This is a genomic window from Halioglobus maricola (assembly GCF_009388985.1).
GTDB classification, from domain to species: domain Bacteria; phylum Pseudomonadota; class Gammaproteobacteria; order Pseudomonadales; family Halieaceae; genus Halioglobus; species Halioglobus maricola.
Genome location: NZ_CP036422.1, coordinates 1,840,599 through 1,865,483, shown reverse-complemented (window position 1 = coordinate 1,865,483; position 24,885 = coordinate 1,840,599). Strand labels below are relative to the sequence as shown.

Annotated in this window: 22 protein-coding genes; 9 read left to right on the top strand and 13 right to left on the bottom strand. The window is 57.1% G+C overall.

Annotation, left to right across the window (positions count from 1 at the left end):
• Nucleotides 1-8: 8 nt before the first annotated feature.
• The 4 genes from EY643_RS08435 to EY643_RS08420 all read right to left on the bottom strand — a co-directional run bounded on the left by EY643_RS08435 (nt 9) and on the right by EY643_RS08420 (nt 5,073).
• Nucleotides 9-1,799, bottom strand: a complete 1,791-nt coding sequence (locus tag EY643_RS08435) for a DUF1302 domain-containing protein (protein ID WP_152661786.1) — start codon at nt 1,797-1,799, stop codon at nt 9-11.
• Between the two features lie 418 nt (nt 1,800-2,217).
• Nucleotides 2,218-3,225, bottom strand: coding sequence for an SDR family NAD(P)-dependent oxidoreductase (locus tag EY643_RS08430; RefSeq protein WP_152661785.1), 1,008 nt, complete (start codon nt 3,223-3,225; stop codon nt 2,218-2,220).
• Nucleotides 3,226-3,229: 4 nt separating this feature from the next.
• Nucleotides 3,230-3,982, bottom strand: coding sequence for an SDR family NAD(P)-dependent oxidoreductase (locus EY643_RS08425; protein ID WP_152661784.1), 753 nt, complete (start codon nt 3,980-3,982; stop codon nt 3,230-3,232).
• Nucleotides 3,979-5,073: an AraC family transcriptional regulator gene (locus EY643_RS08420; RefSeq protein WP_170287329.1), complete on the bottom strand. Its 1,095-nt coding sequence runs from the start codon at nt 5,071-5,073 to the stop codon at nt 3,979-3,981. The genes EY643_RS08425 and EY643_RS08420 overlap by 4 nt, the downstream gene beginning before the upstream one ends.
• Nucleotides 5,074-5,181: 108 nt before the next feature.
• On the opposite strand from EY643_RS08420, the gene EY643_RS08415 reads away from it, so the two are divergent.
• Complete coding sequence (locus EY643_RS08415) at nt 5,182-5,682, top strand: hypothetical protein (protein WP_152661782.1); 501 nt, start codon at nt 5,182-5,184, stop codon at nt 5,680-5,682.
• Nucleotides 5,683-5,686: 4 nt separating this feature from the next.
• Nucleotides 5,687-6,445, top strand: a complete 759-nt coding sequence (locus EY643_RS08410) for an SDR family NAD(P)-dependent oxidoreductase (RefSeq protein ID WP_152661781.1) — start codon at nt 5,687-5,689, stop codon at nt 6,443-6,445.
• On the opposite strand, the gene EY643_RS08405 is transcribed toward EY643_RS08410, so the two are convergent.
• From EY643_RS08405 to EY643_RS08395, 3 genes are read right to left on the bottom strand one after another with little or no spacing between them, the layout of a single operon-like run.
• On the bottom strand, nt 6,446-7,372 hold the full coding sequence (locus EY643_RS08405; RefSeq protein WP_152661780.1) for an NAD-dependent epimerase/dehydratase family protein: 927 nt from the start codon (nt 7,370-7,372) through the stop codon (nt 6,446-6,448).
• A 47-nt stretch (nt 7,373-7,419) separates the two neighbouring features.
• A complete protein-coding gene (locus tag EY643_RS08400; protein ID WP_170287328.1) occupies nt 7,420-8,484 on the bottom strand; it encodes an alkene reductase in 1,065 nt (354 codons plus the stop codon).
• A gap of 2 nt (nt 8,485-8,486) precedes the next feature.
• On the bottom strand, nt 8,487-9,122 hold the full coding sequence (locus EY643_RS08395; RefSeq protein WP_152661779.1) for a nuclear transport factor 2 family protein: 636 nt from the start codon (nt 9,120-9,122) through the stop codon (nt 8,487-8,489).
• A 146-nt stretch (nt 9,123-9,268) separates the two neighbouring features.
• On the opposite strand from EY643_RS08395, the gene EY643_RS08390 reads away from it, so the two are divergent.
• Complete coding sequence (locus EY643_RS08390; protein WP_170287327.1) at nt 9,269-10,123, top strand: alpha/beta hydrolase family protein; 855 nt, start codon at nt 9,269-9,271, stop codon at nt 10,121-10,123.
• On the opposite strand, the gene EY643_RS08385 is transcribed toward EY643_RS08390, so the two are convergent.
• Complete coding sequence (locus EY643_RS08385; protein WP_152661777.1) at nt 10,120-11,844, bottom strand: SLC13 family permease; 1,725 nt, start codon at nt 11,842-11,844, stop codon at nt 10,120-10,122. The genes EY643_RS08390 and EY643_RS08385 overlap by 4 nt on opposite strands.
• 180 nt (nt 11,845-12,024) lie before the next feature.
• On the opposite strand from EY643_RS08385, the gene EY643_RS08380 reads away from it, so the two are divergent.
• Both EY643_RS08380 and EY643_RS08375 read left to right on the top strand, forming a co-directional pair.
• Nucleotides 12,025-13,128 (top strand): alkene reductase, encoded by a 1,104-nt coding sequence (locus tag EY643_RS08380; RefSeq protein WP_152661776.1) that lies wholly within the window; start codon nt 12,025-12,027, stop codon nt 13,126-13,128.
• A 216-nt stretch (nt 13,129-13,344) separates the two neighbouring features.
• Nucleotides 13,345-15,687 carry a putative bifunctional diguanylate cyclase/phosphodiesterase gene (locus tag EY643_RS08375; protein ID WP_152661775.1) on the top strand — a complete coding sequence of 781 codons (2,343 nt, stop codon included), beginning with the start codon at nt 13,345-13,347 and terminating at the stop codon, nt 15,685-15,687.
• Here EY643_RS08375 and EY643_RS08370 read toward each other — a convergent pair.
• The 3 genes from EY643_RS08370 to cysC are packed head-to-tail and all read right to left on the bottom strand — an operon-like array spanning nt 15,675 to nt 18,458.
• Nucleotides 15,675-16,631: a DHH family phosphoesterase gene (locus EY643_RS08370; RefSeq protein ID WP_152661774.1), complete on the bottom strand. Its 957-nt coding sequence runs from the start codon at nt 16,629-16,631 to the stop codon at nt 15,675-15,677. The two genes, EY643_RS08375 and EY643_RS08370, sit on opposite strands and share 13 nt — an antisense overlap.
• Nucleotides 16,632-16,639: 8 nt before the next feature.
• Complete coding sequence (gene sat, locus EY643_RS08365; protein ID WP_152661773.1) at nt 16,640-17,827, bottom strand: sulfate adenylyltransferase; 1,188 nt, start codon at nt 17,825-17,827, stop codon at nt 16,640-16,642.
• A 13-nt stretch (nt 17,828-17,840) separates the two neighbouring features.
• Nucleotides 17,841-18,458, bottom strand: a complete 618-nt coding sequence (gene cysC, locus EY643_RS08360) for an adenylyl-sulfate kinase (RefSeq protein WP_152661772.1) — start codon at nt 18,456-18,458, stop codon at nt 17,841-17,843.
• Between the two features lie 127 nt (nt 18,459-18,585).
• Here cysC and EY643_RS08355 point away from each other — a divergent pair, with 127 nt between their 5' ends.
• Genes EY643_RS08355 through dinB form a run of 3 tightly spaced genes read left to right on the top strand, consistent with a single transcriptional unit; the run spans nt 18,586 to nt 21,230 of the window.
• A complete protein-coding gene (locus EY643_RS08355; protein WP_152661771.1) occupies nt 18,586-19,470 on the top strand; it encodes a LysR family transcriptional regulator in 885 nt (294 codons plus the stop codon).
• 34 nt (nt 19,471-19,504) lie between these two features.
• Nucleotides 19,505-20,152, top strand: a complete 648-nt coding sequence (locus tag EY643_RS08350) for a TetR/AcrR family transcriptional regulator (RefSeq protein ID WP_152661770.1) — start codon at nt 19,505-19,507, stop codon at nt 20,150-20,152.
• Nucleotide 20,153: 1 nt separating this feature from the next.
• Complete coding sequence (dinB, locus tag EY643_RS08345; RefSeq protein ID WP_152661769.1) at nt 20,154-21,230, top strand: DNA polymerase IV; 1,077 nt, start codon at nt 20,154-20,156, stop codon at nt 21,228-21,230.
• Nucleotides 21,231-21,236: 6 nt separating this feature from the next.
• Here the strand turns inward: dinB and EY643_RS08340 are convergent, their stop codons facing one another.
• Entirely contained in the window at nt 21,237-21,671 is a 435-nt protein-coding gene (locus EY643_RS08340) for an Lrp/AsnC family transcriptional regulator (RefSeq protein WP_152661768.1), read from the bottom strand.
• Between the two features lie 138 nt (nt 21,672-21,809).
• Between EY643_RS08340 and EY643_RS08335 the strand changes: the two genes are divergently transcribed.
• Nucleotides 21,810-22,997, top strand: coding sequence for a type III PLP-dependent enzyme domain-containing protein (locus EY643_RS08335; RefSeq protein WP_152661767.1), 1,188 nt, complete (start codon nt 21,810-21,812; stop codon nt 22,995-22,997).
• Here the strand turns inward: EY643_RS08335 and EY643_RS08330 are convergent.
• The gene (locus EY643_RS08330) at nt 22,984-24,882 is read right to left on the bottom strand and encodes a DUF3604 domain-containing protein (protein ID WP_152661766.1); all 1,899 of its coding nucleotides are present in this window, start codon (nt 24,880-24,882) and stop codon (nt 22,984-22,986) included. The two genes, EY643_RS08335 and EY643_RS08330, sit on opposite strands and share 14 nt — an antisense overlap.
• Nucleotides 24,883-24,885 lie beyond the last annotated feature (3 nt).

Below are 24,885 nucleotides of genomic sequence, written 5' to 3'. Positions count from 1 at the left end.
CCGGATGTTTAGAAAGTACGTTTGACAGTCACGGCGAAGTTATCGCGGTCGGTCAGCAAACCACCGATGCCCGCCAGTACCGGACCAAAGCGCCAGTTGTATGCTGCTCGCGCGGTCCAGGTCTGGTTGATGCTCAACTCAGCACCCAGGCTGGCGCTGCCCGACTCTTCGTCGCCACCAAAGGTAAAGGGCGACTTCTCACCATCGATGGTGTAGTTGACGCTAAACGGAATCGTCAGGTCGATCCCCGGCCACACCTGGTACCAGGTGGGACGGAAGACACCGGCCAGGGTTGTGACGACCCTGTCCTCATTGATACGGTCGTCCAGCAACTGACAATTCTTGGTGCAGTCAGCCAGCATTGCGGCTGTTGCTTCGAAAATGTAGCTGCCGCCTTCCCACAAGCCGTTATTATTCAGGAGACCTACGCCATTGAACACCACTGACCAGGTATCGCCCAGGGGGGCCACTGTATCCCCCGGCGTGTACAAATCCAGGAATTCGGTGTCGCCATTGCGAATGATGTCAAAACCCAAGGACTGAACCAGCCCTTCAAGAGGTTCAGGCACGTTATATGCACGAGTCAACGCCGCACCGAGGCCAGGTGCCATAGCGGTGTCCGGACGGTAGACAACATCCAGGCCAAAACTGATACCGGCAATTTCCTTGGCAAAGGAAACCCCCATCACCTCCATATCTTCCGTGAACACCCAGTAGCCATCACCGATGGCCCGAGCACCCTCGTCCCAGCCGGGAGTGGGGTCAGGATACACACCCGCAGCCAATAGCGGGAAGGTACGGTTGAAATCTGCACCTGCGGCCAGACCGTGCAGGTTACGATCGGTCACGTTCATGTAAATGAAGCTGGTCTCAAGTGCCCAGGCATCTATCCAGTACTGGAAATTGATACCCCAGTCACCCGACTCGCTCTTATCCTTGTGATCCACGCGGTAGCCCGCGCGCAGTGGATTGGTCAAGTCTTCGCCAATGATGGTCGGCGGAAATACTACGAAGTCCGTATTCTCAGTCAGGCCGGCCGCAGGGTTAAAGTATGTACCGGTTTCCGGCAGGCGATGGCGTTCATGCTCGAAATTGTAGAAGCCATTAAAGGTGAGGTTGTCTGTAAGCTGCCATACGGTAGAAAGCTTGGCAGTAGGCAGGAATAATTCCTTCGCTTCAGAGCCGGGCACTGAGAGCGCTTTGTTGAAATCGATGGGAGACATTGAGCCGCCAAAGCCATTGATGGCGCCTGCCGCCAGCAAGCTGTTGCCCCAGTAAATGGTATGACGACCGGCGCGGACCCCCAGAGCTGTTTCCCCGATGTCCCAGTTACCGAAGACAAATGCGTCGAGAATTTCGCCACCAAAGTAATGGTAGTCATCGGCAGCATCGCTGTATTCGCCGGGAGAAACGCTGGCGTTGGCCCAGGTGGCTATGCGGTCTTTCGGATGATCGCTGTCTTTGTAAGCGTAGTCGTACCAGCCCGCTGCGCTGACCCTGAAGCCGTAGTTCATCTTATAGATAACATCGAATTCAGAGAGAATGTCTATCCGGGAACTTACGACATCGCCCTTGTCGACCGACAAGGTATTGTCGTCAGCAAGCCACCAACCGCAACCCTTGTATGCGCATTGGGGAGTCGTGATTCGCTTGTCCTGATCTTCGGTGCGCACCATCAGGTTGCCCTTTACGGTGTTGTCCCAGCGAACTTCCCAGTCGTCGGATGTATCGAACTGGAATGCGTGGGCCTGCGTGCTGATGGCGGTGAGAACCGACAGTGCTAGCAGCTTCTTCTTCATGGTACTTCCCTCTGCGAGTAGGTATTGCAATGCTTGTATTTATGCAGCTCGCGCCGCTATTTTTTTCATTCAATGCCCGACTCGTGTGCAGCGCACCGTTGCGTAAGGCGTCGCTCGAGCATGGCTATTGATTGCGCTTTGGCTGTTGTGTCGCTGCGTTATTCTGACTGCCGGGCAGTCTGCTCGCTTGCGGTGCTTTCCATTGCTGACACAACAACGGCCCCATACCAGGAGGCCATGGCAACCCGAACTGCTCGCTCTGATTAGACGTATTCAAGCATCTGAAGTCAGGGTCACTTCCTGTCGGCGAATATTACAATACATCTTGGGCGGTCAAGATATTGATTTGGGACAGGCTTTTGTGATTTTAGGCCATCAGGCCGGTTTGTAAACCCGTAATTTCACAGCAGTTTTTTAATCAACTGGCGAGTAAGCCCGTTTCACGGGCGTTGAGTTCGCCCGCCCCATGCAGCCAGCGAATGGTGTCCTTGAACGTCACTTCAAGCGGACGAAACTCGAAGTCGAGCTCGCGCAGCACCCGGCTGTTGTCCATCAGTATCCAGCCGGTGGCGTAGGTCAGGCCCTCTGCAGTCAGCGGCGTATCCTTACCCAGAATCGGGACCACACGGTCTGCCACCCTACCCGCCAGCCGCATCAGGCTGCCATTCAGCGGTATAGCCAACGGCCGCCTGCCAGTCAGTTGGCGCAGAAACCCGGGGTGCTCCCGCCAACTCAGGTAGTGCCCGCCCAACACATAGCGATTTGAGGGTGCGACGCCCTCCAGTATCAGGCGATGAACCCGCGCAATATCACGCACGTCAATGTACTGGGTGCCGGAACTCATCATCGGCACGAAGGCTCGCAAGTAGGTCTGCACACCCGTGTGCGCCTCGGTCATTTCAGGGCTGTCCGGGCCCAACACCGTCGCTGGATAAGTTATTGTAAGCCGATTGTCCGGGCCCTGAAGTGAGCGCACATAGCGCTCACAGGCCACCTTTGATTCGCCGTATCCGCCTTCGCCGCTGCCGAGAGCGGAGTCTTCAGTGAGCACAGTCAGCTGAGGGTCGTAGAGCGCGGTAACACTGGAAACGTGAATGATATTGTCGATGCCGAGTGCCAGCGCCTGGCCGATGACATTGCGCACGCCCGCCACATTAGTCTCAAGGACTTTTTTGCGATCAGCGGCATGAGTGGAAACCAGCGCCGCTACATGAACAACACCATCGCAGCCGAACATGGCCTGACGAACACCCTCTTCATCGGTCATATCGGCTTCGGTATAACTGGCAACGGGGAGATCGCCAAACACACGGCGCATCTTGGCGGCACTGCGCACCAACAAACTGACATCGTGGCCAGCCTCGATCAATTCACACGCCGTGTGGTAACCGACAAAGCCGGTTGCCCCGGTAATCATTACCCGCATGGCATTAGCCTATCAGTGCCTGGCCGCCATCCACACCGATGGACTGGCCGTTGATATAGGAAGAACCCTCACTGCAGAGTAGCGCTACGAAACGCCCGATGTCCTCTTCACAATCGCCGATGCGCTTCTGCGGAATGCTCTGGATAAATTCGGCTGCCTGCTCAGGGTACTGATTCATCCACCACTCCAGGCCAGGCGACTTGGCATGAGGAAGAATGACATTGGTGCGAATACCGTCGGGGCCCCATTCGCAGGCGGCTGCACGACTCAATGCGCGTATGGCCTCTTTGATCGCTGCATAAGCGCCAAAGCCATTGACGTCCCAGCGCTTGGCCGAAGATGTTCCCAGATTGACGATACAACCATCTCCCTTCAAGTGCGGGTAGCACAGCTTCATCATGCGCAGCGTAGCCAGCGGACCGGATTCGAAACCTGCGGTGAATGCCTTGTCGGTGATGTCGTGCAGTTCACCCAGCGGGACTTCCTGTGCATTGTTAACCAGTATCTGTAGCCCGCCATAGTGCCCCACTACGGTTTCTACGCAGTTCGCCAAGGACTCCTCAGACTTCACCTGACAGACAACCGGGAGGGCTTCGCCGCCGCGCTCGCGAATCAACTCGCAGGTAGTATGCAACTTTGATTCGGTACGCCCGGTAACCGCTATCTTCGCGCCCTCGGCGGCCAGCGCCAGAGCGATGCCCTGACCCACACCCTGCCCCGCCCCTGTTACCAGCGCAATTTTGTTCTCTAACATCATGGTTGAGCTCCGTTGCCAACATTCAGATCGATTATATTCTGACGATAAGAGCTAGGTGTCTCTCCCGTCCAGCTTTTGAATGAACGCACAAAGGAACTGGGTTCAGTAAATCCGAGATAGTCTGAAAGATCAGCCACCTTCACATCCTCGTTGAGTAGCTTGTCCACCGCGACCCGACAACGCACCTCGTCTTTCAGCTTCTGGTAGCTGGTATCTTCAGCCTGCAGGCGTCTGCGCAGGCTCGACTCGGACATATTGAGGTACTGGGCGACCTGGGCGAAGGATGGGAGGCCCACCGGGAGGTCAATGGCAATCAAAGACCTTATCGCCGCGCTGGTACTGGCATTGCGCTGCTCCAGCATGAAAAGCTCGTACACGGCATCCTCGAGAAAGTGGCGCAAGGACTCATCGGTATGCACGAGGCGCCGCTCGAGATCGCTGGCTGCAAACGCAAAGTAATTTGCGTCAGCGTCAAACTCTGGCTCACAGTTGAAAATTGTTTTCAGGCTCTGGCTATAGGCGGCATTGAGAAATGGCGCATTAATTCTTAGTGAATTGGTGGCAAGGGATCGACCAATCAGCCAGCCACACAGACCATGCCACACCAACAGACCGGATGCCTTGGCCACCGTGTCCTGGTATTCAGCCCGATCCCAGCCCTGGGGCGCCAGTGCGGCACCCCGTTCAGTGAAGCGGATGTGGTAGGTAAGCCGAGCTTCGTCACCCACGCGCTCGAGTTGCACTCGATGCCCAATCATTGGGTACAACATGTGCTCGTAGCGCGCCGCCAATTCGATAGCGTCGCCCAGGGTCCGGGCAGAAATCATGCAGTGGCACATGAGTTGGAACGCCTCACTGCCAACCCCTGCTGCCCAGGGTAACGGCTCCTTGAGGGTCTGCATGGCCTCTACGGCATGCTTATACAACAAAGAATACTGCCTCAGCGGTAGCGCATAATCCGGGTCGAGCGCCGTCACGGTTGCTGGCGCAAGATTGACCCTCGCGCCAATCGCTGCAGCATCAAGCCCAATGTGATCCAGATAATCGAACAGCCGCGAGACTTTCTTAGCCGCCACAGTTACTTCTGCCATATACCCCGCCGGTTGATTATGTTTATCAAAGTGACCCCTGCTGCCCTGTTGTAACCACGACTTCAGCCTATCATTAAACGCGACAGAGAATAGTATAGTGACACGCTCATGAATCCCGACCACCATCTACGCAAAGAAGCCTGGATCAGCGGTGTATCAAACGCCATATTCAATGGCCTGATTGCCTGGCTGCTGCTGCGCAACGGCCCCGAACTGGCCTGGGGCGGTCAATCCAGTTTCGCCTTCGACGTCCTGGCGACAGCATTTATACTTCCTTTTATCGTGGCCCTGATTGTGATCCCCCTGCAGCGTGGCAAACTGCGCAAAGGCAAGCTCGAGAGCATCGCACTCGGGCCGGAAAATCGTTTCCAGAAATTCGCCGATCGCTTGCCCCACAATACCTTCAAAAGTGCGCTTTGTTTTGGCCTGTCAGGCCTCTGCACGATCGCACCACTCACCCTGCTTGGATTCTATATACTCGATATTGATTCTGTGCGCCCGACTACCTACAGCATTTTCAAGGGCATCTGGGCCGGTTTAATGGCCGCAGCACTGGTAGTGCCCATGGTACTCGTGGCACTGCGCCCAACGACAAACAAAGAGGTTTAACTCAATGTCCTTACTGGAAAACAAAATCGGACTGGTCACTGGCGCGGGCCAGGGCATTGGGCGCGCGATCGCCCGGGCGTTCGCTCGCGAGGGTGCAAGCGTGGTGGTCGCTGATTTCAACCGTGAGATGGGCGAAGAGACCACCGAGCTTATCAACGCTGCGGGCGGCAACGCGGTATTCGTCTTCGGCGACGTCAGCAACGAAGAATCTGTGCAAGCAATGGTAGACACCGCCGTCGCCCACTACGGTCAGTTGAACATTGCCTGCAACAGCGCTGCCTTGAGCCGCGGATCCGGCCCGATTCATCTGTTCGAGCGAGACGTATTCGACCAGACGCTGGAGATGTGCCTCACCAATACCTGGCTGTGCATGAAATACGAAATCCCTGCACTACTGGCGGCGGGCGGTGGAGCCATCGTTAACATTTCCTCCAACGCCTCCCTGCGAGGTCAGGCGTTCAACACCGCATACGCGGCCGCTAAAAGCGGCGTCAATGTGCTTACCAAAAGCTCCGCTGCTGAATACGGTCGTGAAGGTATTCGCATCAACGCCGTCTCCCCCGGCGTCATTCGCACACCGGGCATCGAAAAATACTTTGCCGAGCAGCCAGAGAAAGCCGCTGGACTGAAGAAAGCCGCGGTGCTGGACCGCCTGGGAGAACCCGAGGAGATCGCCGAAGCAGTCGTCTTCTTGTGCAGCGACCGCGCCTCCTTTATTACCGGACAGATTCTGTCGGTAGACGGCGGCGGCGCGGTACGCTGATCAAGTCAACGCATCGGGCGCCAGGTTTTCGATCTGGCGTCGAATACCGTCTCGCCAGCTCACGCGAGTCGGCCCGATCAGTTCGTGCATCAGGGTCGGATCGATAGCCAGTGAACCGAATGCCTTCGGGTTCTCCTTGAACTCGGGCGAAAGACCCGTAAGTTCGCCGATGTATTCACACCACTCTTCTACCGCGACCTGCTCAGACCCCCCAAAGTTCACTGTGACCACATCGGTTGATGCCGCACCCAGCAGATAAGGAATTTTTTCGATGTAATCGTCGGCATGCAGGGGGTTGAAGTAATTCGGTCGCTCCGGGTGCACATCGATAGGCATGCCCTGCTGCATCATCAACAGGTGAAAATACATCCAACCGCCGTTGTCGCCATAGGGCACGCTCAGGCGCGCTATCGTGGCGGGAATCCCAAACTCACGCGCGGTGAACCGGCACACCGTCTCCGCCGCGATCTTGGAAATGCTATAAGTGGGAAACATATCCCGGTGGCTGTCACCGAGCGGGGCATTCTCCACTCTCGGCTTCTGGCCTTCTTCGTGATCGTAAACCGCCGTTGACGAAAAGTGCAGAAACGCCTTTGCGTTGCGACAGCGCAGCATGAGGTTGCCCACACCCTCGCCGTTAGCCTTGAGGTCATATTCAAAATCACCGGTCTTGACGACGGCAAAATTGAGAACGTAGTCGATATCCTCCGGTATCGCGGCCAGGGAATCAGTATCGGCCAGATCTGCGGCTATCACCGTCGCACCAAGTGAACTGATTCGATCACGATCTTCCTGCTTCGAGAATCGGGCCAACGCATAGACATCAGCGATTTTGGCGTAGTGCTCCACAACTGGCAGTGCTACCTGGCCGGTGGGGCCAGTGATCAATATCTTTCGGCCAGCAAGTTCTACCGGGTTACATGGCATGGTCAATCCTTTTTCTGTTATGCATCGTTTTTACGGATGGTTGTTATTCAATTGAGCGGAGGATAACTGGTATAACCTTCCTCGCCCGGGGTATACAGTGTCGCGAAATCCATACGCGCCAGGTCGCGGCCCTCGCGAATTCGCCGTGGCAAGTCGGGATTGGCAATAAAGTCCCGACCAAACGACACGGCTTCTACTGCACCGGCAGCGATGGCCGCCGCCGCTTCGACAGCTGAATAGCTCTCATTGCCAATCATGTTCGCAGCAAAATACTTTCTGCCGAGTGCGAGATTGTCGACCCGCCCTGTGGGCAGGCGAATCGTGTGCAGATAGGCCAGCCCGAATTCCGCCGCCTTGCTGAGCAGAGTATCGAAGGTCTCCTGCGGGTCGTCGTCCTGAAGATCGTTAAAAGGATTGTCAGGGCAGATACGCATCCCCACTCGGCCCGCACCATCAACACCGGATATCTCACGCAAGACATCCAGAGCGAACCGACATCGATTCTCAGCCGATCCTCCGTAATTATCTTGCCGGGTATTCGTGCCGCTCGAGAAAAATTGCGCTGGCAGATAGCCACTGGTGCAGTGCAATTCGACACCGTCAAAGCCCGCCTCATAGGCCAGCTCAGTAGCGTAGCGGTAATCTACCACTACCTCCGCGATCTCACTCAGGCTGAGAGCCCGAGGCGAATCCAGCGGCTGCATTCCCTGCTGGTCGGTGTAAATCTCACCGCGAGCGGTAATTGCTGAGGGCGCCACCGTTGCACTCCCGGCGGGCTTATTCAGTGCACTGGCGACTCTGCCCACATGCATTAGCTGGGCCACGATCAACCCTCCCTCCCCGTGCACAGCGTCTGTCACCCGGCGCCAGGCTGCCGCTTGTGCCGGATTGTAGATACCGGGCGTACGGCAATAGCCGAGACCATCCGCACTGGGCGCCACACCCTCAGTGATGATCATGCCGGCCGAGGCACGCTGACGATAATACTCGACCATTGTGTCGGTAGGCATACCGTCGGCGGCGGCTCTGCTTCGCGTCATCGGCGCCATCACGACACGATTCCTGAGTTGCAAATCGCCAAGTTGCAACGGTTCAAACAAAGTATCGTTCACACTTATCGCACCTTGATTTTTGGTTCTGCAGCACCGCGCCGCATGGTTGTCAGAAAAGCCTCAAGTGGCGCTGGCTCGGCAACGTCCGGTTCGCCATCGCCGGGAGGGTTTTTCCAGAATTCAGCCCAGGAGGGCCAGAGCTCGTGATAAGCGCCAGCATAGGGTTCGCGATCCGGCCAGCGCATTTTGTTGTCGCCCACCGGCGGCTTATTGATGTCGGTAGCGTACCAGTAACAGGGCAAACGGCGTCGGAACAACCAGCGGCCATCGATGCGTTCGTATTGGTCCCAGTAGATCATCTGCATGATCACCCACTCGGTCCCGCCATCCGCACAAGGCGTCTCATGCTCGTTCTTGGAGTACACAACACCCCGGGCATGCTCAGGGTCATCAAATTCAATGACATGGTTGCCAATATGATGAGATGTGCCGGTGAACTGAAGCCGCAAGGTGTCATCCAGCCAACGCTTAAGGTGCCCACGGCCAGATTTCTCCCTGCTGACCCGAATGTCAGGCGCGAAGAGGTTTACATGGGCGTCAAGATCTCGCATGTCCAGTGAGAGCGAATACTTCGCCACCAGTTGCCGGATTTCGTCGAGCGATTCCAAACGATCCAACCGTTGTTCTAGGGATGCCATTGTGTCACCTGAGCACATTTTCTATGGCACTGAGCATAGAAGGCCGACACGAAGCTGGTCAACGACAGCTTCGCTCACAACGCTTGTCATTTGGCTTCAGGGCGATTTTCTGGCGTTCAGGTTCAGATAGTTATAGTGTCGAGGGCATGAACGACCCCATCCAGGAAATTACAGCCGGCGACGGCACGACGATCCCCCTCTACTGGTACCCGGCCACAGGCACGGGCACCGTGTTGCTATTGCTACCCGCGCTCGGCATCCAGGCAAAGCTTTACCGCAGGCTCGCCGAACAGCTGTGCGACCGAGGCCACAGCGTTGCGGTAATGGAGCAGCGCGGCCACGGCAACAGCGCCCTGCGGCCCAGCTACAGCTGCCAGTTCTCTCTCGACGACTTACTGGAATTCGATATTCCCGCCGCGCTGGATTGGTTAGAACTCCAATCCCCCGGCTGCAAAATTGTATTGGGCGGCCACAGCCTTGGCGGCCACCTGAGCACTATTTACGCAGGACGTGCGCCTTCGCGACTTGCGGGCGTCCTGCATCTGGCCTGCGCGTTTCCACACTACCTTGACTATCCAGGCAAGGAACGGCTCCTGTTGCGTTTTCTGTGCACCGTTATGCCGCTGTTCAAACTGGCACCGGGCTATTACCCCGGCGGCCTCATGGGCTTCGGATCCCGCGAATCAATTGGCATGATGATGCAGTGGCGTCAGTGGTGTTTGAGCGGAAGCTTCGATTACGACGGCCACACCAATATCGCGGTAGCAGGTGCCTTTACCGGCTCAGTGCTGGCGATAGCATTCGAACAGGATAATTTCGCCACCCAGGCGGCCATCGAGCGCGCCCTCTCTCCGCTTAGCGGTGCCAACGTAAGCCGTGTCAGCCTGGGAGCTGAAGAGCAGGGAGAATATTTGGGTCATGTGAATTGGGCGCGCAGCCCAGAGGGCACCAGCGCCTGTATCGCCCAATGGCTAGCCGGCTTGAGTACCGGCAGCCACTAGAAGGGAAAGACCAGCGGGATTAACAACAGCACTGTCGCCGAGTAACAGATCGAGAGCGGCAGGCCCGCGCGAAAGTAGTCGCCCAAACTATAACCGCCAATATTCTGCACCATCAGGTTTGTGGTATAGCCGTAGGGGGTCAGGAAACTGGCGCTAGCGCCGAACGCGACAGCCATTACCAAAGGCATGACATCGATCCCAAAACTTTCCGCAAGACCGAACGCAACAGGAAACGCCAACGCCGCTGCGGCATTGTTAGTCATCAACTCGGTGAGGACCAGGGTGCCGAAGTAAATCCCGGCCATAGCCGCCCAGGGACCCAGCTCACCCAGATAGACGTGCAGTACGTTCGACAAGGCCGCCACTGCGCCGGCATTGGTTAGCGCCTGCGACAGGGTCAATGCCGAGGTAATAATCAGCCAAAGCTCGAATGGGAAGCGGCGGCGCAATTCCGACCCGCGCACCACGCCCATCAGCAGCATGCAGATCAGCAGAAAGGCCATACCCTTGATCAGCGGGACCATGCCCGTTGTCGCCAGGGCCACAACGGCTATCAGGGTAGCTGTGATGAAGTAATTCTGCGCCGGCGTCGCGCTCGCTCCGCCCACCGCGTCCTCCACCACCACAAAATTCTTATCCAGATTCTTCCGTTCATTGAAGTCTGCACCCACGGCCAGCATCAGGTTGTCGCCCGCCTGGATCGTGATATTGCCGAGCTTGCCAGAGAGACGCTTACCGCCGCGCCGCATACCGACAACGGCCGCATCAAACAGTGATCGGAAGCCACTGTCCTTGATGGTCTTGCCCTCGATTGAAGCGTTGGGCATGACGATCACTTCCGTCATATTCTCGCGCAGCAATCCCTCTTCAATGGCAAACAGATGCAGCCCTGGAAAAGACTCCAGTGCATTTACCTGCTTGATATCGCCCGAGAAGATCAGTTTGTCGCCCGCCTCGATAAATTCGGAGGGGGCAACCGGCGACACCAGATGATCTCCGCGGACAATCTCAACGAGGAACAAGGCTTCCAATTCACGCAAACCATTGTCCAGAATACTCTTGCCAACCAGGCCGGAATCGGCACTGACTTCTGCCTCGATCAGGTATTCGTTAATGTCGATCTGCTCCCCGCCGCTGCGGGGCAACAAACTGGAGCTGAGCAGCATGACAATCAGGCCCACGACCGTGACCGAGAATCCGACCAGGAAAAAATCAAAAAACGCCAGGCCCTGTCCGGTGGCATCTTCGAGAAAACTACTGACAATCAGGTTGGTGGACGTACCGATCAGAGTCATAGTGCCGCCGAGGATAGCGGCATAGGAAAGCGGTATCAGTAGACGCGACGCCGGATGATGCCGATTGCTGCGCACGGTGTGCGCCAGTGTCGCCACGACTGCGGTATTGTTTACAAACGCTGAGAAGAATGCCGTGACAGTCCCCAGGCGCAACAGACTGAGAGCGTAGTTAGATGAAATCAATTTGCCTGACAAACGCGTCAGCCATGACAACTTTTCCAGCCCTACCGATACAAGCAACAGCAGAATCAGCGTCATCAGGCCCATATTGGACGCCTTGGCCAAAACCTGCTCAGTTTCTACCAGCCCGAGAAAATACGCCGCCAGCATCGATCCGACGAAAACCCACACCGCCGGCCAATCCGTAAATATGAGACTGGCCAGCAGGGCGACGAATAGCCCGACTATGAGCAGCTGGTCAATCATTGTGCAATACACCCTGGAGGAAAACGCCAAGCATATCCGTTTGTCGTGGTAGGCCACAACAGTAGCCGCAATGCGGTATGCGGGCGCAGACCCCAAAGCGGTATTCTTTTACCCTACTGGCGCGTCGCCAAACGATCCGCATAATAATACTCTCGCCTTAGATTAATACAGGAACGATAGATGAGCTCCCTCGACCCATTTGCCCCAGTCACTCTGGGCAGCTTTGACCTTGCCAATCACTTTCTGATGGCCCCGATGACCCGAGCAAGGTCACCGGAGCGCATCCCCACAGATGCCGTGGTCGAGTACTACCGGCAGCGGGCGGGCACCGGGCTAATCATTTCCGAGGCCACCCAGATATCCCCCCAGGGCACCGGTTCGATCGCTACACCAGGCATCCACACGGAGGAGCAGATCGCAGGATGGCGCAGGGTGACGGATGCGGTACATGCGGCCGGCGGGCGGATTATCTGCCAGATATGGCATGTCGGGCGAGTCTCACACAGCAAGATGCAGGCAGAAGGTGAAGCACCCGTCTCCTCCTCGGCCACCGCCGGACAAATCAACACCTTCACCGCCGATGGTTTCGAGCCCTGCACGCCTCCGCGAGCACTCGCGCTGGAAGAAATTCCTGAGGTTATTGAACAGTATCGACAGGCTGCCTTGAATGCCATTGAAGCGGGTTTCGATGGTGTGCAGATTCACGCTGCCAGCGGCTATCTGATCGACCAGTTTTTGCGCGACGGCGTTAATCGCCGCGAAGACGAGTATGGCGGCTCAGTAGAGAACCGGGCGCGCTTCCTGCTCGAAGTCACCGACGCGGTGAGTACAGCGATCGGTGCGGACCGCACGTCAGTGCGCCTGTCGCCCTTCACCGTTACCTGGGACTGCAGCGACAGCGACCCGCGCACCGTATTCACCCACGCGGTGCGTGAGCTGGACAAGCGCCCTCTCGCCTTCCTCGAAATCGTTGAGCGAGGGTTCGACTCATTAGCAGTCGACACAGGGGATGGGGGCGAACTGGACTTCACGCCAGGGGACCTGCGTAAGCTCTATCGCGGCAATCTGGTTGCCAACGGCTGTTACGATCTTGCCAGCGCTCGCGCAGCCCTGGCCAGCGGGCACGCCCAGGCCATTTCCATCGGTCGACCGCTGATGTCCACCCCCGACTGGGTTCATCGCCAGGCCCGCGAGCAGCCTCTCAATGCTGAGATCGACCCCCTCTTCTGGTACGGCGGCAATGAAGAGGGTTACTGCGATCAGCCACCCGCCCAGCAAGAATAGGCAGGGCCTCTGCAACACATTGCACGGCGGGCATGGCTCGTGGTAATTTGGCTGCAATAATTTGCTCGCGCAATGTACAGGATGGACTGCGCGCGGACGATACAGCACTCCCTTGCACAGGGGGCATAACGGGACAAGTGACATGGCAGTTGTAACAGTACCGGGGCACAAGGCGCTTTGTCTTCGCGGTCGTCGCGCGCGCAGGGAGAGCAGCGTATGAGTATGACGACCCGGCTCAATCTGGTTTTCGTGATCAGTGCGCTGCTGATGGGAATCGTTGCGAGCACCGTTACCGGACTGCGTGAATACCATACCCAACTGGAACAGCTTACCCGTAGCTCTGCCAGTCAGCTGCTGGCCAGGCCCGATCTGCAGTTCCACATCTATCGCAACGATATTGCCGCCATGGAAGAGACGCTGGAAGACTTCTTCCAGCAAGCGGCCGTTGCCGGCGCGATTATCTATAACAACACCGGGACAGAATTGGTAAGTCGCGATAACCCCATCGCGCGTACTTTTAATCCCGCCGACTTTACGACTGTCCGAGGCGATGCCCTGACCCTTGACGAAGTACTTGTCGCGTTCGACGGGAGTCAGCAGCCCATAGACCTTTCCCTGCTAAACTCTGTCATTCCCCAGAGCACCCCGGCCTACTTCAGCCTGCCGATATTCACCCTCGTCAATCCAGCCGAACGCAGGCTGACTGAAGCCGATTTTGCAATCGCCCTCACCTCGCCCAACCGCAGTCAAAGTCAATGGGTGATCGGCTACCTGCACCTCTTGCTCGATCGCAATGAACTCGCCACCGCCTCACTATTGGAGGCGGGCAAGGTATTCATTTGGATTCTCGTGCTCGTTATCGTCTGCAGTATTGCCGGGTGGTTAGTGGGAAGGCGCATCACTCGCCCCCTGCAACAACTTGGCCAGCTGGCGGATGACATCGCTGCCGGCGAAGTAAAGGGGCCAGTGCACCTTGAGGGCCCGGGAGAAATGCAGGATGTGGCGCGCGTCATCAATACGGTGCTCGGTGGTGTCAAAAACTTCAAGGCTGAACAGGAAATCGGCAACCGCTTGCTGAGCCTCAAAGTGGAGCAACGCACATCGCAGCTGACCGAACGCAATGCCCAGCTCAACAAAGTCGTCGGCGAGGTAAAGAAGACCCGCAGTCGACTGCATCACATGTCCAACTACGACAAACTGACCCAGCTTCCCAATCGCCAGCTTTTCAGCGAGCAACTTGATCTGCTACTGAAGCTCAATCATCGCAACAAGCAAAATCTGGCCCTGCTCTTTATAGATCTGGATGAGTTCAAACGGGTTAACGACTCCCTCGGCCTCGCCACGGGTGACCGTCTGCTGCAAGAGGTCGCCCAGCGCCTGAGCCGGGCTGTACGTGAAAGCGACAGTATCGGCCATCTGATCAATAGCGACGCAGACATCGCTGTGTCGCGCCTTGGCGGCGACGAGTTCACCGTGGTGCTGAACGAAGTCGAATCCGAAGCAGCGGTTCTGCAAGTGGCGGACCGAATCATGCAGACCTTACAGACGCCGTTCAATATCGACGAACACGAGCTGGTGATAAAGCCCGCTGTCGGCATCGCCATGGCACCTGAACACGGCGCTGAAGTTGAAGACCTCATCAAAGCGGCAAGCGTCGCCAAATGGCATGCCAAGAAAACAACGGGCAGCGGTATCGAAGTGTACAACCCGGGCATGGGCGAGGAAGGTCAGAATCGGCTGCGTCTGGAAGCTGACCTGCGCCGCGCTATTGAGCGCAATGAATTATCGCTGCACTACCAGCCTCAGGTGGACACACGCTCGGGCTCTGTCGCCGGAGTGGAAGCCCTACTCCGCTGGGAGCACCCGGAAGAAGGCATGATCCCCCCTGGCGATTTCATCCGCCTGGCGGAAGAGATCGGTGTTATCGAAGAGCTGGGGGACTGGGTACTGGTCGAGGCCTGCCGTCAGGTACAGACATTCAACCGTGCCGGCGTAAAACTCAAAAAAGTAGCAATCAATATCTCAGCCCTGCAATTTGACACAGAGTTCATTAGCCGAATCCGCGAGGTGATCCGCCAGTTCAATATTGCGCCTGAGCAACTGGAGCTGGCGCTGACCGAAAGCATTATGACCAGCAACGACAAAGAGACGGTCGAGGCACTGCAGGCGCTCAAAGAAACTGGCATCTACCTTTCCGTGGATGACTTTGGCACGGGCTATTCTCCCCTCACCTACCTGAGCCAGTACCCGCTGGACGAGATCAAGATCGCGCGGGAGTTCCTGCTGGACAGTGGCCGCAGCGAAGCGGGAGCAAAACTGATTGTGGCGATCATCGCCATGGCACGAAGCCTGGGATTGAGAGTGCTGGTAACTGGCGTGGAGACCCACGCACAGTTCAAATTCTTGTCTGAAAACGGAGCCGGCTTCCTTCAGGGGTATCTATTCAGCCCGCCAGTGCCCGCGAACAAGCTCAAACCCATGCTCGCGCCGTGGCACTTCGTGGACCAGGTTCAGCGCCTCTCAGAGGCGCCGGCCCCGCGTAACACTCAGGCGCCGTAGGCCTCTCCAAAGGCACGACCAAACGCATCGAGCTGTTCTGCTGGCAAATCATTTATGCCGGCAGCTCCCGCCCTGCCCCCACCTGTAGGGAACTGCATGCACAGCTCAGCTGCACCCTGCTTGTTCACCATAGGCGCACGGACACTCACCAGGAAGTTGCCGTTGTCTTTCGCAGTAAGCACAGCATGGGCGCGTTCAGGATGCGCGGTCGCGAGATCATTGCTGAACACCCCGCTCACTCTCCTCGCCCAGGCTTCATTGGGCAGCGTGTAGAGCGCCACCTTGCTGGTCTCCATGCTCGGGCTAAGCGCTTCAGCAGCACCCATATCCTGAGCATAGCCATCGGCCAGCGTGCGAAAATCAGCAGATGCGGTTGCGAACTCCAACGCGCTATCAGCTTGATAGAGACGGAGATAGAGCGCCTCAGGATCAAAATGCAGATCTTCAACCGCCGGGCCGTAACCGTTGTAGTTAATAAACGTGCCCAATTTTTCCAGCAAATCCAGGTCGGCAGCGGAAATGTCCAGATCACCGGCGAGGCTGCGCGCAGTCTCTTTCAGATTGTCACCAAACGCACCGGTAACCGCCCAATCAAGATAGGCGCCCTTGAGGTGGCCATTGACCAGCGCCGCCGTACAGACATTGGGGGACTCATTAATAATACTCGTCAGCGAGGCGTGTTCAGGGACATCACCGGGAAAGTGATGGTCGACGTAGAACACTTCGGCTCCCGCCTCGAGTGCCGCCCCGAGTCCCGCCTTATTCTTGTCCATCGAAACGTCGAGCACAGTCAGACGATCGCCTGATTGTGCATCGACTTTGCCAAGAAGGTTAATATCACGCTTAACACCGGTGACAAGTTTGGCCTCCCGGGGCTCCGCCTTGCGCAGTTGCAGCAAGGCACAGATGCCATCGGCATCACCATTGAATATGTCGTAGTCCATCGCCGCGATCAGCTATCCAGAGACTGGTAGTAGTCGGACAGAATCTTGGCGACTTCCGGGCGAGAGAACTCGGGCGGAGGCGCGATACCCTTGCCCAGCATTTCGCGTACGGCGGTGCCCGACAGAAGCACAAAGTCTTCCTTGGCGTGATCAGGCGCGTCGCGCATCATCACAACCTTGTTCAACTTCTTGCTGTAGGCTGTGTGATCGGCCTTGTAGATCTCCAGCTCCAAAGCGTCGTCGGCAACTTCCTCATCGAAGATGGTCTGGGCATCAAAACCACCGTAGTAGTCGCCTACACCGGCGTGATCGCGGCCGACAATCAGGTGAGTACAGCCACAGTTCTGACGGAACACCGCGTGCAGTACAGCCTCGCGCGGGCCAGCGTAAAGCATGTCGAAGCCATAACCAGTGATCATGACGGTATTCTCGGGGAAGTAGACGTCAACCATCTTGCGAATCGACGCATCGCGCACATCCGCAGGGATATCGCCCGGCTTCAATTTGCCCAGCAGCATATGGATGAGGATACCGTCGGCATTCAGGTCATCCTTGGCCATGCGGCACAATTCTTCGTGCGCCCGGTGCATCGGATTGCGGGTCTGGAATGCCACAACCTTGTTCCAGCCGCGCTCGGCGATTTCATTACGTATCTCAACCGCGGTGCGGAAGGTCTCGGGGAAATCTGCCTGGAAGTAGGAGAAGTTGAGCACCTGAATGGGGCCAGACAGCACGGTCTTACCCAGGCTTTTGAACGTCGCGACGCCAGGGTGATCACCATCGAGAGTACGGAAGATCTTCTCCGCCATAAAATCAATCTGCTCGTCGCTGACAGACTCAACACCCTCGACATCCATAATCGCGAGCACCGGATTTCCTTCGACATTCGGGTCGCGCAAGGCTATACGACTGCCGGCTTCAATACCCGTTTCGTCGGTCATATTGAGTACGGGAACAGGGAAAAACACGCCAGCGCTGGTGGTCATGTTCTCAGCCACGCTCAGGGCATCGGCGAGCGTCATATAACCGTCCAGGGGATTGAAATAACCGCCACCGAGCATTACAGCATTGGCCGCCGCGGCAGAGTTGAGCAGGAGCGAGGGAAGGCCCTCGGCCTCCGCTATCAGGGCAGTACGCTGCGCATCGTCATATACATAGCGCGGGTTCAGTTCGTCTGAGCCATGGGGCTTGATCATTATGTTCTCCAGCTTACTTGGTGACGATGCCGCGTTCGCGCAGCAGGTCGAGAATGAGGTTCACTTCTTCTTCCAGCGACTGCTGGTCAGAGTGCAAATGTAGTTCCGGTGCTTCGGGCGCCTCGTAAGGGTCATCAATACCGGTAAAGTTTTTGATTTCGCCTGCGCGGGCTTTCTTGTACAGGCCCTTGGGGTCACGCGCTTCGGCGGCTTCCAGAGAACAATCGACGAACACCTCTATGAAATCCATACCGGCCTCGTCGTGTAGCGCTCGCACAGCATCGCGGTCTGCTTTATAAGGGCTCACGAAACTGGACAAAGCGATCTGCCCGCTGTCTACGAACAGCTTGGCCACTTCACCGATACGGCGGATATTCTCAGCCCGGTCCTCTGCTGAGAAACCCAGGTTCTTGTTGATACCCATACGGACGTTGTCGCCATCGAGACGGTAGCAGGCCACGCCACGTTCGTGCAGCATGCCTTCCAGCTCAACCGCAACGGTGCTTTTGCCGCTGCCAGACAGGCCAGTAAACCAGAGCGTTGCGCCCTTCTGCCCCAGCAGCTTTTCGCGGTGCTCACGGGTAATATCGCCTTCGTGCCAGTGCACATTTGTTGCTTTTTGTTCAGCCATGTCGGTGTCCTGTGGAATCCATCAAAAAAAGAGCCGGCAGCTTACGCCCGTTCCCACTATATGTAAAACAGGATATTATGGATGCAAGTATCGGTTTTTCCGATGGCAACTCAAACCAGGAGTCGGCGTGAAATTTACGCTCAAGCAATTGCAGGTTTTTCTCGAGGTTGCACGCCACGAAAACATATCCCGTGCGGCGGGCGAACTACACATGTCACAGTCCGCCGCCAGCGAAGCGCTGCTCAATCTCGAGCAGGGCTACGACGTCCCCCTGTTCGATCGCGTCAGCAATAAGCTCGCCCTCAATGCGGTGGGGCATACCGTGCGCAAAGAAGCGGAATCCCTGCTCGCCCACTGCCAGCATTTCGAAAACCTGTTGCTGACACACCAGTCTCTGGGGCACATCAAGGTTGGCGCCAGCTTCACCATTGGTAATCACCTGGCCACCCGCTACCTTGCTGGCTATCTGGGAAAATATCCCGAAGCCGATGTGGGCCTGGAGATTGCGAATACACCTGACATTGCCGCCAAGGTGCTTAATTTCGAAGTGGATATCGGCATGATTGAAGGAGAACTCCAGCACCGCGAGCTAGAGCTAATACCCTGGCGTGACGATGAACTCGTCGTTTTCTGCGCAGCCAACCACCCGCTGGCTAAAAAGGAGACGCTTTCGGCAAGGGATATCCGCGATGCAGCGTGGATTCTGCGTGAACCTGATTCCGGTGCTCGCCATACATTCGACCGGGCCATGGCAGGGCTATTGCCCTCCCTCAATGTGTATCTTGAATTCAAGCACAACGAGGCCATCAAAAATGCAGTGGAATCAGGACTGGGCATAGGCTGCCTCTCCCGCATCGTACTCGAGCGAAACTTCGCCAATGGCGATCTCGTTCCGCTCACCCTGCCTCGACGCGACCTCAGCCGCAGTTTCTATTTTGTATTGCGCAAACAGCGCTATCCACTGGCGTCGGTGAACGACTGGATGGAAACCTGTCGTTCGGTGGATACCTGAATTAAGATGGAGTTTTCCACAAGGAGTAGTCCGTATGGCCAGCGGCCATGTAAATAAGCACGCTGCACGCTCGGCCGATACGCGCCTGCGGTTTATCCGCACTGCTCAGAAACTGTTCGCCGAGCGCGGGGTGGATTCTGTTTCGCTCAATGAAATCACCCTCGCGGCGGGTCAAAAGAACCGCAATGCCCTGCAATATCACTTTGGCAGTCGCAAAGGCCTGATCCAGGCGATTCTGGACTATCACGCCGACGCGGTGGAAGCACTTCGCAACCGCTTCCTCGAGAGCGCGCATCTGGAACAATGGCGCCCCGCCGAGCGAGTCGCACGCACTCTGGTCACTCCTCTGGGTGAATATCTGAAACAAAACCCGGAGGGCGTTTACTATGTGCGTATGCTGTCGCAACTGGCCGCCACCAGCAGTCCGGCGACGAATCCCGGCAATGACTCGCAACTGAACTTTCGCAAGGTTGCTGCGCTTGAACCGATTGTGGCCGAGGCCCTGTCCCACCTTAGCCAGGCCGAAGCCAGGCAGCGCCTGTTCCTGGCCCTGTCGATCAATTTCCACAGCATTGCGGACATCTGCAGCGCATTCGGCTCAAAGCCACGCCAACGCAATACCATGCTCGATCAGGTCGCGGGCGCCATTGCGGCGATGCTGGAAGCACCCGCCAGGACGTAAGTTGAACTGGCGCAAAATTATTCATGTCGATGCAGATTCGTTCTATGCATCAGTGGAAATGCGAGAAAATCCCGGTCTGATCGGGCAGCCGATCGCTGTGGGTGGGAGCACCGGCCGGGGCGTTATTGCCACCTGCAATTATGAAGCGCGAAAATACGGCGTTCGCTCTGCAATGCCCAGCAGCCGCGCCCGCCAGTTGTGCCCCCAACTGCAGATACTCAAACCCCGCTTCCCGCTCTACCGCGAGACTTCGCGCCAGTTTCACGAGATATTCCGTCGCTACACAGAGGTCATTGAGCCACTGAGCCTCGATGAAGCCTACCTTGACGTCAGTGAAGCTACCGCGTGCCAGGGCAGTGCGACACTGATCGCCGAAGAAATTCGCGCCAGCATAAAAGAAGAACTGCAATTAACCGTATCGGCCGGCGTTGCACCCAACAAGTTCCTGGCCAAAGTCGGCAGCGACTGGAACAAACCCGATGGCTGTTTCACCCTGGCACCGGGACAGGTAGCAAGCTTCGTGCGCGAACTGCCCGTATCCAGAATCAATGGTGTTGGTAGCGTCACGGCAGCCAAACTGGAGAAACTGGGCGCCACGACCTGCGGCGAACTGCAAGCTATACCACTGGAAACATTGGCCCGACGCTTCGGCAAGTACGGCCTGCGCCTGTCTCAGCTGGCCCACGGCGAAGACAACCGCCCGGTACAAACCAGCCGCATCCGCAAATCGATCTCGGTGGAGAACACCTATAGTGATGACCTTGTTGATATCGATGCCATGCGCACAGCGCTGGAAAAAATTCTCGCTGAATTGGAGACCCGCTTTCATCGTATCGAAGAGCAATATCACCCCAACAAGCGCTTTGTGAAAGTGAAGTTCGATAACTTCAACCAGACCACGATGGAAGAAGTCATTCCTGGCAATGGCGAACACTGGCTGCAGCCGGGTGCGTATCTCGCGCTGCTGGAAAGCGCCTGGCAGCGCCAGAGCCGGCCGGTGCGCTTACTGGGCGCAGGTCTGCGCCTCAATCCTCGTCACGAAGTCCGCGAATCTCAACTCGCGCTGTTTGATAACTGAACCAATTCAACGTCGGTCAAACCGGGTAGACAGCACGATCGCCGATTCTGTATCGCGGACCCCATCCGTTTCGCCGATTTTATCCAGCGTCGCATCCAGCTCAGCCGGGCTGTGCACTCGCATCAACGCTACCATATCGATCTTGCCACTGACGGTGTACAGCGCCTCGACCTGCGGCAACTTTTCCAAGGTCGCACTTACCATCGCGCCCTTGCGGGGATCAACAACCAGGTTGACGTAGGCCTGCAGAGTTTCGGCCCGATAGGCATCACTGAGTTTCACCTTGTACCCAGTGATTACCCCATTGCTCTCAAGTGCGGCGAGCCGCTTCTGCACCGTGGTGCGGGAAAGATCCAGCTCCCGCGCAAGCTCGCTAACGCTCTGGCGAGCATTGCGCTGCAACGCCTTGAGCAGGCGCCGGTCATTCTTGTTCAGTTCCACATTGCCCCCTACTTTTCGTTTTGAACAATCATGTATTCAATATGACACCAATTTGAACAAATTAACCAGTTTTTGCAACTCCCAAATCACCAGCTGTTGAGACCAGAATAGAGCTATAACAGATTCAGGGATACGCACATGACAGGCGACATCAAACAACAGTGGCTCCAGAGCAAGCGAAAGCCCCACTCCTGCACTGGCGGATTTATCGCAGATACCGCGCCGGAAGAGCCCGCGTACCTCTTCTGTGCCAGCCAGCTGGAATCAGTCGCTGCCGTGTTTCTGGAAAATTTCCACGGCGACGTCAGCTACGCGGTCAAGGCCAACCCAGAAGCGCGAGTCCTGCAAACGCTCCATAAAGCAGGCGTCCGTCATTTCGACGTCGCCTCTATTGAAGAAGTCCGCTCCACTCTCGCTATTGCGCCTGATGCCGTACTGCACTTTAACAACCCGGTGAAAGACCTCGCCGCCATCACCGAGGCCTACGCCCGCTATGGCGTGCGCTCTTTCGCCCTCGACGAAACCTCTGAACTCGACAAAATTTATCGCGCCTGCGGCGGTGATACCAACGTGCGCTATACCGTACGCTTCAAGCTGGAACACGCGGGCGCTGCCTACGATTTCGGTAGCAAGTTCGGCGCCAGCACGGACGCTGCCGTGCAACTCATGCGCCTCATACACGCTCGTGGTGGCAAGGCCGCACTCACGTTCCACCCCGGTTCACAGTGCGTGGACCCCGGCATGTACCGCCGCTACCTGGAGGCGGCCGGTGATATCATTGCGCGCGCCGGATGCGCACCGGATCTGGTCAATGTCGGCGGCGGCTTTCCGGTAGCCTATGCCGGCGCAGACGTACCGACGCTCAGCGAGTTTTTCTCCGAAATTCACGCCGCAGCTGCTGCGTTTCTGCCGCCCAAAACCAGACTCATGTGCGAACCGGGACGGGCGATGGTCGCCGATAGCGTTTCGCTGCTAGCGCGTGTGATTCATGTTCGAGATTGCGGGCGCAGCCTGTTCATTAATGACGGCGTGTATGGCGGAATGCAGGAACAGCTGCTGGTTGACCTTCACTTGCCGATTCGGGCCTGGCGGGGAGACAAGCCGCTGACGGGGTCGCTACAGGACTACCATATCTTCGGCCCCACCTGCGATCCGGTTGACCGTCTGTCAAGAGCAACGCCCCTACCCGCTGACATGCAGACCGGTGACTATATCGAGTTTGGTTTGCTCGGCGCATATGGCTCGGCGACCAGCACCCGATTCAACGGCTTCGCCCCGGCAGACTATCGCGACATCCTGGTCGCGGGTGAATTCACGACGCCTTAGCCGGTGTAAACCAGATCGGCGACGACCAGGCACGCTCCTGTATGACCGGCCTGTGCTCTGCAGCGCAGCAACCCTCGTAGCCCTCGGTGATGGTGTCTGCTTCATTGCAATTTACACCTGCCGCTACGCATTGTCGCTGGCTCCACCGGCAGCTCGGATTCTCCAGTACACGGCTGTAATAGAATGCGGGCTGGCTCGCATTGAATTCGGGATCGTGCCAGACAGTACAAAGCTGGGCGAAGCCTTCCCCTTTCGTTGCACAACTGGCGATATCAACGGACGCCCCATTGTTCGCATCGCCGGCGACGTCAAAGACTTTCTCACGGGCCGCTCCCGTTTTATCAATCCAGCCCTTGACGATTTGGATCCGCTGAAGAGGCATACCCGGGGCACCCGCCACACCATTGTCCTGGCTCGCTGCCACCAAAAACGTCGGGGCTTCTTCACCGCCACTGACCTCGCTTCCCATTGGCACACCTTCGGCGTAAGCGCGCGCTATTTTGTCCGGTTGCTCACAGAGATTTTTGGGGAAACTCTGCCCGGCAAACAGCCGGCTGACTATACGGGGGCCGGAGGTAGCGTAGGTCTCGCGCGCGCGCATGCCGTTAAACAGCGCATCGCGAGAATTCTCCTCCGCCCACACCACCGCGAGACCGCCCGGATTGTACTCGAGCTTATCCGGCAGTCCCGGAGGAATCGAATCACCCGCTGGCACGCCTGCGCCGCCATGCCCCAGAAACCTGTCTTCTTCTGCTGCGCCCGGCGCACCCAGGTGGGTGTCAGTACTGGCGATCACGCCAAACTGGTAGGGATTGACCCCCAACTCGCCCTGCAGCCTCAAGCCATCGGCAAGCGCCCGCCGCACAAAACCCGTATCCGGTTGGGGCAAATTGTTGCGCCCGGCAATATTGTCTACCGGCAATTGTTCAAAGGCGCACAACTCGTCGCTACTGCCGGGGCCGTAGTAGCATTCCGAGGCGCCCTTGTGCTGCATGATTTCTACCAGTGGTTCGAACTGTGCTCGCTCGACAGCATACTCCGGAGTCATCAGACCGCCGCCATCAAGCGCTCCCGAGAACATATACCCTGCGCTCAGGTTGGAATTGTGTGGAATCACGATAGCGTCACAGGCTTCGCTACTGACGCACCTTTCGCGCAATCCCTGCCAGAGCAAATGCGGTTCCGGAGCGTCGATGAAACTCAGGGGCAGCTGCGGAACGTCTGCATTGCGAAACACAATATTGCGATGCAGGTTGCCACCGCTAAAGCCTTCCATACCGGTCCATTCATAGCCCACAAAGCTGGTGAACTGGCAGGTCGCGGAACGGTCGTAGTTAGCTTCAGCTGCATCCTGCATTTCCTGCCACGGCTTGAGTGACGCCTGCAGGCAAATTTCCGCGTTATCTCCACAAAGCCCCAGATGGGTCTGCTTCATCGTCGCCATGAAATTAAACAGGTAATAGGCTGCGCGGGGGATATTCCGATAGACCAGGCACTGCCAGCTGTCGTGCCCCTGCTCTGCCGGATTGTTGCAAATCTGGACTTCGCCGATCAACTCAGCATGGTCAGAGACCATGGCAAAATCCAGTGGCCGCTGTAGCTGCAGGCTACGCATGGGCGCACCGTCATCGCTCCACGGCTGGATCCCCAGGCTCGCACCTCGGGCGAACTCGTAGGCCTGGGCCGGCGAGGTCCTGGTGCCCTGGGTACTCGCATCGAGCGAGTAGCGAGTGTGGACGTGCAAGTCGCCAAAAAAAGGCTGCTTGAGCTCATCGCGGTGCGCACAGGGTTGACGCTGCTCTGTGTAGGGCTGGGCACTGCTTAGAGCGGGCCCAAACAAAAGCCCTGAAAACAGCACAGATATTGCCAAGGGGCGTACAGTCATCAC